This is a genomic window from Promicromonospora sp. NPDC057488, from assembly GCF_042802395.1.
GTDB lineage: Bacteria > Actinomycetota > Actinomycetes > Actinomycetales > Cellulomonadaceae > Promicromonospora.
On sequence record NZ_JBHVEG010000181.1, the window covers coordinates 1 to 12,875 of the forward strand.

The window sequence follows — 12,875 nt, forward strand, 5'->3', positions numbered from 1 at the left end:
CCCTCAGGCCCCCCGGGGGACCTGAGGGTCTGACACGTCGGAGGGGCGGCCGGCCGCGCTACTCCAGCGCGTCGGCCGCCCACGTATCGGGCCTGCCGATCCGCATCAGGGGGCGGGTGAGGCTGAGCGCCACGAGCACCGCGACCATGGCGCCCACCATCACCCACAGCGTGCCGCCGATGCCCCACGCCTCCAGCAGCGCGCTGCCCAGCACGGGCGCCGCGGGCGCGGCGAGCAGGCCCGTCAGCCCGAGCAGCGAGGTGGCGCGACCCATCATGCGGTCGGGGATGATCACGGTGAGGTAGCCGGTGAAGCCCGCGTTGAGCGCCGGGTAGAGGAAGACGCCGACGGCCAGCATCGCGACGAACACCCAGTACGTGGGCGCCAGCGCCATGACGACCAGCGCCGCGGCAAGCAGGCCGATCGTCGCGACCCCGAACCGGCCCACGCGGACCCGCTGCACGATCGGCCCGGCGACGATCGCGCCGGCCAGCATGCTGATACCGGCGCAGGCGTCCACGAGGCCGATCAGCCGCGGGTCGGTGCCGGTGCGCACCAGCTCCAGGTTGATCGCCACGACCAGGGCGATGGACGTGAGGTTCAGCAGCGTGATCAGCACCAGCACCGCGCGGAACAGCGGCACCGCGCCGACGAAGCGCAGGCCCTCGCGCAGGTCGGCAAGCGGATGGGTCGCGCCGGTCCGCTCACCGTTGAGCGGCTTGCGCACGAACGAGACGGCCACCACCTCGATCAGGTGCCCCAGCACGGACGCGACGAACGGCAGCACGTGCGCCATGCCGTACAGGAACCCGCCGACCGGCCCCGCGAACAGCGCGACCGCCGCCATCCGCCCCTGGTTCACGGCCATGGCGTTCGGCATCTGCGCGGCGGGGACGACGGCACGCAGCGCGCCGCCCGACGCCGGGTTCACGAACGCGCTGACCAGCGACGAACCGAAGAGCACCGCCGCCAGGTGCCAGGCGCCGAGGGTCCCCGCCAGCCCGGCGGCGACGACCGTGGCCCACAGGGCGGCGCCTGTCGCCGCGGCGACCACGAGGAGCGCGCGCCGGTTGACCCGGTCCGCGACGACACCGGCGGGCAGCGTGGCCAGCAGCGCGCCGGCCTGGCCGATGCCGCTGATCAGGCCCGCCTGCCCGACCGAGCCCGTGACCTCGAACGCGAGCAGCGGGATCGCGAACGTGCCGACGCCGGCGCCGATCGCCTGCGCGAACCGGCCGGTGGTGAGCAGGAGGTAGGCGGCGTTCTGCCGGAGCGGGAGGTCGGGGGCGGCCGGGGTCGGGGTCGGGGCGGCCGGGTTTGCCAAGCCCGGGTTCACGGTTGCCGGACCCTCGAGGTCAGCCGAACCCGCCTCCGTCGTCGTCTCCCCAGTCACGCGGCACAACGTACCGGGTGAAATGTCCGGCTGATGACGTTGCGCCTCCGGACGCCGTCGACCGCTCCCCTTCGAGGCCTAAGTTTCTTCGCTTTGCGTCGCCGCAGAGCGAAGAAACTTAGGCCTCGAAGGTGACCGACAGAACCGCCCGAGGGGCCAAACCGGACGCATCGGCCGAAGCGGGCGGAGCCGCCGGAACCGCGGGAGCAGCCGGAGCAGCCGGAGCGGCCGAACCAGCCGAACCAGCCGGACTAGCCGGAGCCACCGGAGCCACCGGAGCCACCGGAGCCACCGGAGCCACCGGAGCCACCGGACCAGCCGGAGTACCGAGGATCGCCGGCTGGCCGACGTCGTCGTAGCGGCCTGGCGCCCAGCCCGCCTCGCGGAGCAACGGCTCCAGGGTCTCGACCAGCCGGCCGCGGAGGTCCTTGGCGGTGAAGCGCAGCAGGCGCGAGCCGCCCGCCGAGGCCAGCGCGTTCTGCCGCGTGCGGTCGCGGAACACGGCCGCCGGCGCAGCGTGCACCTCGACGCCGTCGATCTCGACGAGCAGCCACGTGCCGTCCGACAGCAACCAGGCGAGATCGACCCGGCCGAGGTGCGCGCCGCCGGGATCCCGGACCACGAGCTGCAGGGTGTCCGGCGGGATCTCCGCGTCGACGCAGGCCAGCCGGGCGGAGGTCTCGAGAGGCGACTCCGAGCGGCCGTCGGCCAGCCGCCACCAGGGATGGGTCGCCGCGACGTCCCGGTGCCCGCGCGCCAGGTCGTGGGCCCGGACCAGGTCGTCGGCCGTGGCGGACCGCGAGTGCAGCAGGTCGTCCAGCACGGCCACGGCGTCGTCCCGGCGCATCTGCCCGACGCCGAGGGCGAGCGCGTCCGTGACGCTCGCGATCCGGAAGTCGCCGCCGAACCGCCCGGTCACCATTTCCCCGATCTTGCGAAACGTGATCCCGTCCCGGGCCGGACGCCACCGCCCGTCGGGCGCGACCACCTCCGACCGGATGGTGCGCGGCAGCCCCTTGACCTTGTACAGCGCGAGCGCGCACAGGCCGACGGCGGTCGATCCCGGCCCGGCCGCGAGGAGGCCGAGCCACGCCGGACGACGTCGGAGGTGGTCCAGCAGGTCAGCACGTGACCGCTGGTCGGGTGGCACGACGTCGGTGTCGAACACGCCCTGGGTGACCCGGATCAGCCGGCCCTGCCGGACGAGCCGGTACCGCCACCGGGCGTCGACGCCGACGCCGTCGAGCTGCGCGGCGGAGATCAGCCCCTCCTGCCGGGAGGCAATGACGTCCACCTGCACGGGCAGGGGCTTCAGCAGTCGCATAAGCCAATATCAGCATGCAAACCACACCATCGCTGATGTTCTGACGTCAACCTGTGGACAACCGGCCGCTGCCGCGCACTTTTGAGGCCTAAGTTTCTTCGCTTTGAGGCGACTCAAAGCGAAGAAACTTAGGCCTCGAAGGAGAAGGGCCGGGACAGCCAGCCCAACCAGGTCAGCGGCCGATCGACGCCTTGCGGCCCGCGACGTGCAGGCCTTCCCGGGCCAGCCGGCCGACCGTCTCGACCAGGAGCGCGCGCTCGGCAACCTTGATCCGCTCGGTCAGGGTGGGCTCGTCGTCGCCGTCCTGCACCGGGACGGCGGTCTGGGCGACGATCGGGCCGGTGTCGACGCCGTCGTCCACCAGGTGCACGGTGCAGCCGGTGATCTTGACGCCGTGGGCGAGCGTGTCGCGCACGGGGTGCGCGCCCGGGAAGCTGGGCAGCAGGGCCGGGTGCGTGTTGATCATCCGGCCCTCGAACTTGCGGACGACGCCGGGCGCCAGGATCCGCATGAAGCCCGCCAGGATCACGTAGTCGGGCCGGAACACCGAGATCGCCTCGAGCACGCCCTCGTTCCAGGCGGCGCGGTCCTCGAAGTCCTTGAGCGCGACGACGGCGGAGGCGACCCCCGCGTCCCGCGCCAGGTCGAGCGCTCCCGCCGCCGGCCGGTCCGTGACGAGGCCGACCACGCGCGCGCCGTAGGCGGCGTCGTCGTGCGCCGCGAGGAGCGCGGCGAGGTTGGATCCGCCGCCCGAGGCGAGCACCACCAGGCGCTTGGCGGATGTGGACTCGACGGGGTGACCGGAGGGCGTCTGCACGGGCCCCAGCCTACGTTCCCTGGTGCTCCTCGGGCGTTTCGTCGCCGTCAGCCGGACCGGTCGCCGAGGCGACATCCGGTTCCGGGTCCGAGACGGCGTACGCAGCGGTCCTCGCCCAGTCGCGGGACGGGGCCGGGTCCTCGTCGGCCCCGTCCTGTGGGTCCGGGTCGCCGTCCGGCGTCGCACCCCTGGGCGCGCCGTCGTCCTGGCCCGGCGAGCCGTCGAACCCGAGCTCCGACGCGAGGTCGTGCGCCTCCCCGCCCGGTTCCTCGTCCCGGTCCTGCTCCCCGCCCACCGGCGCCGGACGCCTCAGCCACGCCACCAGGTCGTCCCCGATCTCGCCGCGGCGCGCGACCACGTCGAGCTTGGCACCGAGCAGCACCGCCGCCGCTCCCCCGGCCACCTCGGCTGCCACGAGCCCGGCGCTCACGAGCGGGTCGGCCCCGATCTGGGACAGGCGCCCCGGGCCGACGGCGCCGGCGGCGGCCAACTGGCCCAGCAGCACGAACAGCGCGGGGACGAGCACGATCCCGCCCAGCACCCAGCCGACGTCGGACCAGCGGACCAGCGACGGCTCCAGCCGGCGCCACACGAACACGCCCGCCGCGACGCCGCACGCGATCACGAGCAGGGGCGCCCAGGCGCTGACCGGGTTGGCCCAGTCCTCCCCGGGCAGCGCCCCGAGCAGCGGCACCGCGGGCAGCGGCCCCGAGACCGTGCCGAACGGCGTGAAGCTGGTGCCCTCGCCGACGGCGAAGCCCGGCCCCGCGATCCAGGTGAGCGCCCACAGCAGCAGGTTGGGCAGCAGCGCGAGCTGAGCCACGGCGAACACGATGCCGCCGGTCCAGCCCGGTTCCAGCGCGGTCACGATGTCCGACGACGTGGCGCGGCCCGCCAGCGCCCACGCCACCACGAGGAGCGCCGCGCCGCCGGTCAGCAGCGCGACGACCACCGCGCCGCCGCGCAGCCCGAGGCGGAGGGTCGCGGGGACCAGGTCGAAGCCCGTGAGCCGCTGGGCCAGCCCCTCGGCGCGCTCGCCGAGCTCGGCGGGGGCCGGCGCGTCCGGCCGAGCCAGGATGCCCAGCGCCATGCCGAGTCCGCCCATGACCAGGCCGGCGGGCGGCGCCAGAGCCAGCGACCAGCCCGGGGCGCTGCCCGCGAGCAGGGCAACCCCGGTGGTGGCCACGGCGTAGGTCACGGTGCCCGCGGCCCAGGCGCGGACCGACGTCGCCGCGAACCGCTTGGCCGAGGCGTACGTCGCGAACAGGGCGAGCGCCGCGATGCCGAGCGGCGCGAGGGTGACGGTCACGGCGTCGGCGGTGAGCGGGACGCCGTGCCCCAGCAACCAGAGGCCCGTGGCGACGTCGATCGCGGAGCGCACCTGGACGCCGTCGTCCGGGGTCTCCGGCGCGGAGGTGAGGGCCGCGTTGCCCACGAGATAGGCGACCACCGCCGGGAGCACCACGACGGCGAGGGACAGGACGAGGGCCTGGGCGGCCGCGAGCACGCCGGACACGATGTGGGCGAGCGCGTACGACTCCGGCTCCGGTGTGGGCGGCTCCTCGACCAGGCGGCCGCGGCGAGCCGTCGGCCGGTTGCCGGCCGGGCGGGTCGTGCGGGCACCTGCGGTGCGGGAAGCCGTGCTCGGGCGGGGTGGTGCGCTCACCCGGCAATCTTCACCCGCGCCCGGGGGCCATCCCGGGGACCTGTCTCGGCGTGGCCCGGGTGAACTTCGGGAGATATTACGGCCGGGTATGGAGTTCGCCGGGGGAACTGGTGTAGGAACGCCCGTTTTGCGAAGGGGGAACCGCAGGCGTCAGGTCCACCACCTGAGCGCTGCCGCGGCCAAGCCCCCGAGCACGACGGCGCAACTCAGGACCAGGAATGAGGCCCTTGGCCGCTTCAGAAGAACGGGCCCGGCTGCCCCCAGAGCAATCAGTCCGATCATCCCGGTGCCGAAAACTGCCCAGGGGACGAGGTATCGCCATTCGGGCAGGCTTTCAGCACTTGCGTCAGCGCTGTACCCCAGCTCCACGAGAAGCACCATCCCGAGGACTGTCACGGCTCCGGCAGCTACGAGGGTTCCCCAGTACGGATGGACTCGAAGCCTCGGCTCCTTGTCGTTCACGACGACACCGTTGTTCACGGTCACACCGTTGTCCACGAACCCACCGTTGTCCACGAACCCACGCCGACCGGTGGCAAGCAGGCGTCACGTCTCCGAACATGACGACGACGGCGGCTCCCCCTGCGAGGGAACCGCCGTCGTCGGTCAGGGTCAGAGCCCCTGCAGGATCTCCCGCATGAGGTCGGCGGCCTCGGACGGCGTCTTGCCGACCTTCACGCCGACGGCCTCGAGGGCCTCCTTCTTGGCGGCGGCGGTGCCGGCCGAGCCGGACACGATCGCGCCGGCGTGGCCCATCGTCTTGCCCTCGGGGGCGGTGAAGCCCGCGACATAGCCGACGACCGGCTTGGTGACGTGCGCCTTGATGTACTCGGCGGCACGCTCCTCGGCGTCGCCGCCGATCTCGCCGATCATCACGATCGCCTTGGTCTCCGGGTCGTTCTCGAAGGCCTCGAGCGCGTCGATGTGCGTGGTGCCGACGATCGGGTCGCCGCCGATGCCGATGGCGGTCGAGAAGCCGAAGTCCTTCAGCTCGTACATCATCTGGTAGGTCAGCGTGCCCGACTTCGACACGAGACCGATCGGGCCCTTGCCCGTGATGGTGTGCGGCGTGATGCCGGCGAGCGACTCGCCCGGGGTGATGATGCCGGGGCAGTTCGGCCCGATCATCCGGGTCTCCTTGCCCTGCAGGTACGACCACACCTCGGCGGTGTCCTGCACCGGCACGCCCTCGGTGATGACCACGAGCAGGCCGATGCCCGCGTCGATGGCCTCGATGGCGGCGTCCTTGGTGAAGGCCGGCGGCACGAAGACGACGGAGACGTCCGCGCCGGTCTCGGCCATGGCCTCCTTGACGGTGCCGAAGACCGGGAGGGTCACGTCGGCGCCGTCGGCGTCCTTGTGGGTCACCGTGGTGCCGGCCTTGCGGGCGTTCACGCCGCCGACGATCTGCGCGCCGGAGTCCAGCATCAGGGCGGTGTGCTTGGCACCCATGCCGCCCGTGATGCCCTGGACGATGATCTTCGAGTCCTGGTTCAGGTAGATCGACATTGTCTTCTTGTCTCTGCTTTCGAAGTCTTCAGCGGGCGATCAGGCGGCGGCAGCCTTGGCGGCGGCAAGGTCGGCGCCGCCGTCCATGGTGTCGGCGAGGGTGACGAGCGGGTGGTTGCGCTCGTTCAGGATCTGGCGGCCGAGCTCGACGTTGTTGCCGTCGAGGCGGACGACCAGCGGCTTGGACGCCTCGTCGCCGAGGATGTCCAGCGCGCCCACGATGCCGTTGGCGACCTCGTCGCAGGCGGTGATGCCGCCGAAGACGTTCACGAACACCGCCTTGACCTGCGCGTCGTTCAGGATCACGTCGAGGCCGTTCGCCATGACCTTGGCGTTGGCGCCGCCACCGATGTCGAGGAAGTTGGCGGGCTTGACGCCGCCGTGCTTCTCGCCGGCGTAGGCGACGACGTCGAGGGTGGACATGACCAGCCCCGCGCCGTTGCCGATGATGCCGACCTCACCGTCGAGCTTCACGTAGTTGAGGTCGTTCGCCTTGGCCTTCGCCTCCAGCGGGTCGGCCGCGGCGGAGTCCTCGAGCTCGGCGTGGTCCGCGTGGCGGAAGCCGGCGTTCTCGTCGAGGGTGACCTTGCCGTCGAGGGCGACGATCTCGCCGTCCTCCGTCTTGACCAGCGGGTTCACCTCGACCAGCGTGGCGTCCTCGGCCTTGAACACGGTCCACAGGCCCTGGATGACCTCGGCGACCTTGCCCTTGATGTCCTCGGCGAAGCCGGCGGCGTCCACGATCTCGGCGGCCTTGGCCTCGTCGATGCCGACGGCCGGGTCGACGGCGATGCGCGCGAGCGCCTCGGGCCGCTCGACGGCGAGCTGCTCGATCTCCATGCCGCCCTCGACGGAGCACATGGCGAGGTAGTTGCGGTTGGACCGGTCCAGCAGCACGGAGAAGTAGAACTCCTCGGCGATCTTGGCACCCTGGGCGATCATCACGCGGTGCACGGTGTGACCCTTGATGTCCATGCCGAGGATCTCGCCGGCCTTCTCGGCGGCCTCTGCCGGCGAGTGGGCCAGCTTGACGCCGCCCGCCTTGCCACGGCCACCGGTCTTGACCTGGGCCTTCACGACGACAGTTCCGCCGCCCAGCTTCTCGGCGCCTTCGCGAGCCTCTTCGGGGGTCGTCGCGACAACCCCACCCAGCACGGGCACGCCGTGCTTCTCGAAGATGTCGCGCGCCTGGTATTCGAACAGGTCCACCCTGCTGCGTCCTTCCATCGGGATGCGGCCCTCGGACGTCGTAGTCGCCCGGAGCCCGGCTGAGGCGATGTCTCGACGTCAAGACATCCCCGTACAGAGTAGCCCTGGATCGCTTGTGCTTCCGAACGAGAGCGGCGGTTTTCCGGGCCTCTTCGGGACAGGCGTGTGGCACACGTCTCCATCGCCGAGTTTTGTCAACCGGGGTTGACAACGAGGGAATCTGTCAACCATAGTTGACGCATGACCCAGCAAGCACTCGCCGCATCCGCAGCCGGGGACGACCCCGCCGAGGGACTGCGCGCCGTGAAGGCCATGCGCGAGCTGGCCGACCGCCTGGAGACCCTCCAGGTCGAGCGGGCGCGTCGCCTCGGCTGGTCGTGGCAGGAGATCGCCGACGCGCTCGGCGTCAGCCGGCAGGCCGTGCACAAGAAGCACAACAGGAGGATCTGATGTTCGAGAGGTTCACGAAGGACGCCCGCTCCGCCGTCGTCGACGCCCAGCAGGTCGCCCGCGACGCGCACAGCGACCAGATCGACAGCCGCCACCTGCTCGTCGCCCTCGCCGAGAGCGGGGGCCCGGCCCGGACCGCCCTGGCCGACGGCGGGGTGGACACCGCCGCCCTGGTCGAGGGAGCCCGCGCCCGGATCGCCGCGGGCGACGCGCTCGACCCGGCCGCGCTGGCCGCCGTCGGCATCGACCTGGACGAGGTGACGCGGCGCACCGAGGCCACGTTCGGGGAGGGCGCCCTGGCCCGCGCCGGCCGGACTCTGCGCGGGCGCCGCAAGCACATCCCGTTCACCCCGGACGCCAAGAAGTCGCTGGAGCTCGCGCTGCGCGAGGCGATCCGCCTGGGCTCCAAGGAGATCCACGGCGGGCACCTCCTGCTCGGCCTGACCCGGGCCGAGTCCCCGGCCCGCGGCATCCTGTCCGACGCCGGCGCGGACCTCGACCGCGTCCGTCGCCTGGCGGAGGGGTCGGGCAAGGCGGCCTGACCGACAGTCAGCAACACGCCCCGCGCCCGAGAACGGGCGCGGGGCGTGGCCGTTGCCTGCCAACTGTCCGGAGTTGGCCAGGAAATGGCAGTGCCGTTACACGGGCGAAACCCAGCGCACCGCGTCCGAGGGTTAGGAAATGGGCACACCACTGTCGAAAGGGACAACTGTGTTCACCATCTCCACCCGCGCCAGGGCGCTGCTCGCCACCGGCGTGGCCGCGGCCCTCGCGGTCGGGGCCGCGTCGGCGTCTGCCGCGAGCCCCGCCGGCCCGGCGGTCCCGCCGGGCGGTTCCGCCACCGCGCTCCCGCCATCGGCGGCGGGATCGCGCAGCGTCACCCTGATCACCGGTGACACGGTCACCATCACCACCGCGGCGGACGGCACGAGCGTCACCAACGTCACCGGCCCCGGCGGGACGACGTCGTCCTTCCACCGCACCGAGCGCGACGGCAGCACCTTCGTCTACCCCGACGCGGCGCTGCCCTACGTCACGGCCGGCACCCTCGACGACCGCCTGTTCGACGTCACGCAGCTCCTCGCGAACGGCTACGACGACGCGAGCACCGACACGCTGCCGCTGATCGTCCGGTACACGGACGCCGCGGCCCGGTCGCGGGGCACCGAGCCCCTGGACGGGTCCGACGTCGTTCGCGCGCTGCCCAGCGTGGACGGCGCCGCCGTGACGCAGGACCGCGCCGAGGCGGCCGCCTTCTGGGCCGACCTGACCGACGACGCCCCCGGGTCCCGCCGTGCCGGCGGCGCGCAGGCATTCGCCGGCGGCATCGAGAAGATCTGGCTCGACGGCCCGGTCACCGCCGACCTCGCCGAGTCGACCGCCCAGATCGGCGCGCCCGACGTCTGGGCCGCCGGCAACACCGGCGAGGGCGTGGACGTCGCGGTGCTCGACACGGGCATCGACACGACCCACCCCGACCTGGCGGACCAGGTCGCGGCGGCGGCCAACTTCGTCGAGACCGAGGACTACGTCGAGGACTACCAGGGGCACGGCACGCACGTCGCCTCGACGATCGCCGGCACCGGCGCGGCCTCGGACGGGCTGGAGCGGGGCGTCGCCCCGGGCGCCCGGCTGCACGTCGGCCGGGTGCTCGACAGCAACGGCCGCGGCATGGAGTCCTGGATCATCGCCGGCATGGAGTGGGCCGCGCGCGACCAGGACGCCCGCATCGTCAGCATGAGCCTGGGCGGCGAGCCCGCCGGCGCGGACGACCCGATGGCGACCGCCGTGGACGAGCTCACCGCCGAGACGGGCGCGCTGTTCGTGACCGCCGCCGGCAACGGCGGCCCGCGCACCATCAGCTCGCCCGCCCTGGCGGACTCGGCCCTCGCCGTGGGCGCGGTCGACGCGACCGACACCCTGGCGGACTTCTCCAGCACCGGCCCCGCGATCGACGGCGGCGTCAAGCCCGAGATCACCGCGCCCGGCGTCGACGTCCTCGCGGCCCGCTCGCAGCTCGTGCGCGGCTCCGGGATGTACACGACGATGAGCGGCACCTCGATGGCGACCCCGCACGTCGCGGGCACCGCGGCGCTCGTCGCGGCGGCCCACCCGGACTGGACGGCGGAGCAGATCAAGGAGGCGATCGTCAGCACCGCCGCGCCGACCCCCGCCTACACCCCTTACCAGGCCGGCAGCGGCCGGCTCGACGCGCCCGCCGCCGTGGCCGCGACCGTGTTCGGCACCGCGAGCGCCGGGTTCGGCTTCCACTCGTACGGCGACGGCACGGACGAGCCGACGTCGAAGCCGATCACGTACACGAACCTGGGTGACGCCCCGGTCGACCTGCACCTCGCGGTCGACGGCGCGGTCCCGGCGGGCTTCCTCACCCTGTCCTCCGACACGGTGACCGTGCCCGCGCAGGGCACGGCGTCCGTGGATCTCGTGGCCGACCTCTCGCTCCTTCCGGCGGAGGCCGACCTGAGCGCCACGGTCGTGGCGACCGACGACGCCGGGGCCGTGCAGGCCCGGACGCTGACGGGCGCGACCCGCGAGGGGCAGCGCCAGCGGCTCACCGTCACCGTCACGGGTGACGACGGCCGTCCCGCGACGGGCAAGCTGCTGGTGACGTCGGACCAGATCTTCGCCGGGGCGGACCTCGACGAGAACGGCACCGCCGTGCTGCGGATGCCGGTGGGCAGCTACAGCGGCTGGCTGTCGGTCGACGTCGAGGGCGCGAACGGGGCGGGCTCGCTCGGCACGGCGCTGCTGAGCTTCGTGGACGTGGACCTGAGCCAGGACCGGTCGGTCGTGCTGGACGCCCGCAAGGCGGTCCAGGTGCGGGCCGAGGTGCCGGAGGACACGGACCCGGGCTCGATGCGCCTGGACGTGATCCGGCAGTTCCCGAACGGTGGCTACACGGCGAGCTCCATGTTCCCGGCGGGCGAGCACGACAGCCTGTGGGCGCTGCCCACGGGGAAGAAGGTCACCGCGGGCCTGTTCGAGTTCGGGGCGCAGTTCCGGCTGGAGCAGCCGGCGCTCACGGTGGAGAAGGGCCGCGGCGGGTTCGACGGCCTGGGCGACCTGCGGGTCAAGCGGGGCGCGACACCGCTGCCGGCCGGGAAGCGCACGCTCCGGGTGGTCGAGGTCGAGGGTCCGGCGGACCTGGCGCGGCACGGGCACGGCCTGCGGGACACCGCCGTCGTGGCGCACGCGTCCGGCACGGACGAGATCGCAGGGCTCGCCCAGGCGGCGGCCGACGCCGGGGCGCGCCTGCTGCTCGTGGTGCACGACGGCACCGGGCGGCTGGCGCCCTGGGACGAGTCGCCGTGGATCCCGGGCGAGCCCGCGCCGCTGACGGTCGCGACGCTCACGTCCGGCCAGGGCGCTGAGCTGCTGCGGTCGCTGGACGCCCGCCGGCCGGAGGTCACGGTCTCGGCGGAGCCCACGACGGAGTACACCTACGACGTGGTGCACCACTGGACCGGCGCGGTGCCGGCCCGGCCCACGTGGACCTCGACGAAGCGTGACCTGGCCCGGGTGGACATGTCGTTCCGCCACCACCGGCAGGGTCCGGCGCTGGAGGCGCGGTTCGACGTCTGGCACGGGTGGACGGCGGGCAACCAGCTCGTCGCGACCGCGCAGGGCGAGCGGACCGACTGGGTCGCGGCCGGAGTGCCGTGGACGCAGAGCGCGTACCTGCCGGGCGAGATGGGGCAGTCGAACGTCGACGTGCTGGAGTACAAGGCGCGCACGACCAGCGACGTGACGTGGTTCGGTCCGGTCCTGCGCCCCCGCATGGGGCTCGGCGCCCAGCCGATCCGCTACCTGGACCAGATGTACGTGCCGGTCCCGGGCTGGGGCGACTCCGGCAGCGGGCACATCGGCAGCACCGGCGGCGGCAACTTCGACGTCCGCAACCGGGCGACGCTCTACCAGGGCGACACGGAGCTGCTGTGGGGCAACGCCGAGTTCCTGCCCGTCAACGGCGGGCTGCCCGCCGAGCGTCTGCCGTACCGCGTGGTGGCCGACAACGACCGCGCCGACTGGGCGGGGCCGTACTCGACGCACACGCACACCGAGTGGGACTTCACGTCGGAGGCGAGCGGGCCGGACGCCGTCGAGCCGCTGCCGCTGATCCAGCTCGACTACGACGTGGACACCGACCTCGCGGGACGGGCGTCGCGCACCACCCGGCTCGCGGTGACGCCGTCGCACCTGCCCGGGATCGAGGCCCGGGTCGGACGGCCCACGGTCGAGGTGTCGTACGACGACGGGGCGACCTGGAAGCGGCTCGACCTGAGCCGGGACCATGACGCCTGGTCGGCCCGGCTGTCGGCGCCGCGGGGCGCGCAGTTCGCGACCCTGCGGACGGTCGTCGAGGACGGTGAGGGCAACCGGGTGGCGCAGACGCTGACGAGAGCGTTCGGCCTGCGCTGACACCGCCGCTGGTCGAGCTTGTCGAGACCTGGGTCTCGACAAGCTCGACCCGCGAGGACCCGCCAGG

10 protein-coding genes are annotated in these 12,875 nt (G+C 73.1%); 3 read left to right on the forward strand and 7 right to left on the reverse strand.

Annotation, left to right across the window (positions count from 1 at the left end):
* Window positions 1-58: 58 nt before the first annotated feature.
* The 7 genes from ACFU5G_RS25215 to sucC all read right to left on the reverse strand — a co-directional run bounded on the left by ACFU5G_RS25215 (window position 59) and on the right by sucC (window position 7,918).
* A complete protein-coding gene (locus ACFU5G_RS25215; RefSeq protein WP_377251012.1) occupies window positions 59-1,393 on the reverse strand; it encodes an MFS transporter in 1,335 nt (444 codons plus the stop codon).
* 118 nt (window positions 1,394-1,511) lie between these two features.
* The gene (locus tag ACFU5G_RS25220) at window positions 1,512-2,717 is read right to left on the reverse strand and encodes a hypothetical protein (RefSeq protein WP_377251015.1); all 1,206 of its coding nucleotides are present in this window, start codon (window positions 2,715-2,717) and stop codon (window positions 1,512-1,514) included.
* Between the two features lie 172 nt (window positions 2,718-2,889).
* Window positions 2,890-3,534 carry a phosphoribosylglycinamide formyltransferase gene (gene purN, locus ACFU5G_RS25225; RefSeq protein ID WP_377251018.1) on the reverse strand — a complete coding sequence of 215 codons (645 nt, stop codon included), beginning with the start codon at window positions 3,532-3,534 and terminating at the stop codon, window positions 2,890-2,892.
* A 10-nt stretch (window positions 3,535-3,544) separates the two neighbouring features.
* Window positions 3,545-5,200 (reverse strand): DUF6350 family protein, encoded by a 1,656-nt coding sequence (locus ACFU5G_RS25230; RefSeq protein ID WP_377251021.1) that lies wholly within the window; start codon window positions 5,198-5,200, stop codon window positions 3,545-3,547.
* Window positions 5,201-5,350: 150 nt separating this feature from the next.
* A complete protein-coding gene (locus ACFU5G_RS25235) occupies window positions 5,351-5,698 on the reverse strand; it encodes a hypothetical protein (protein WP_377251024.1) in 348 nt (115 codons plus the stop codon).
* Between the two features lie 114 nt (window positions 5,699-5,812).
* On the reverse strand, window positions 5,813-6,709 hold the full coding sequence (sucD, locus tag ACFU5G_RS25240; RefSeq protein ID WP_377251027.1) for a succinate--CoA ligase subunit alpha: 897 nt from the start codon (window positions 6,707-6,709) through the stop codon (window positions 5,813-5,815).
* Window positions 6,710-6,748: 39 nt separating this feature from the next.
* The gene (gene sucC / locus ACFU5G_RS25245; protein WP_377251030.1) at window positions 6,749-7,918 is read right to left on the reverse strand and encodes an ADP-forming succinate--CoA ligase subunit beta; all 1,170 of its coding nucleotides are present in this window, start codon (window positions 7,916-7,918) and stop codon (window positions 6,749-6,751) included.
* A 240-nt stretch (window positions 7,919-8,158) separates the two neighbouring features.
* On the opposite strand from sucC, the gene ACFU5G_RS25250 reads away from it, so the two are divergent.
* The 3 genes from ACFU5G_RS25250 (at window position 8,159) to ACFU5G_RS25260 (ending at window position 12,808) form a co-directional block, all read left to right on the forward strand.
* The gene (locus tag ACFU5G_RS25250) at window positions 8,159-8,368 is read left to right on the forward strand and encodes a helix-turn-helix domain-containing protein (RefSeq protein ID WP_182620679.1); all 210 of its coding nucleotides are present in this window, start codon (window positions 8,159-8,161) and stop codon (window positions 8,366-8,368) included.
* Window positions 8,368-8,910 carry a Clp protease N-terminal domain-containing protein gene (locus tag ACFU5G_RS25255; protein WP_377251033.1) on the forward strand — a complete coding sequence of 181 codons (543 nt, stop codon included), beginning with the start codon at window positions 8,368-8,370 and terminating at the stop codon, window positions 8,908-8,910. Before ACFU5G_RS25250 ends, ACFU5G_RS25255 begins: the two co-directional genes overlap by 1 nt.
* A gap of 169 nt (window positions 8,911-9,079) precedes the next feature.
* Window positions 9,080-12,808, forward strand: a complete 3,729-nt coding sequence (locus ACFU5G_RS25260; RefSeq protein WP_377251036.1) for a S8 family serine peptidase — start codon at window positions 9,080-9,082, stop codon at window positions 12,806-12,808.
* Window positions 12,809-12,875 lie beyond the last annotated feature (67 nt).

What these genes read in the sequence shown, in the direction of transcription:
- ACFU5G_RS25250 (WP_182620679.1), top strand. Translation starts at nt 8,159, where the DNA reads ATGACCCAGCAAGCACTCGCCGCATCCGCAGCCGGGGACGACCCCGCC.
- ACFU5G_RS25255 (WP_377251033.1), top strand. Translation starts at nt 8,368, where the DNA reads ATGTTCGAGAGGTTCACGAAGGACGCCCGCTCCGCCGTCGTCGACGCC.
- sucD (WP_377251027.1), bottom strand. Translation starts at nt 6,709, where the DNA reads ATGTCGATCTACCTGAACCAGGACTCGAAGATCATCGTCCAGGGCATC.
- ACFU5G_RS25220 (WP_377251015.1), bottom strand. Translation starts at nt 2,717, where the DNA reads ATGCGACTGCTGAAGCCCCTGCCCGTGCAGGTGGACGTCATTGCCTCC.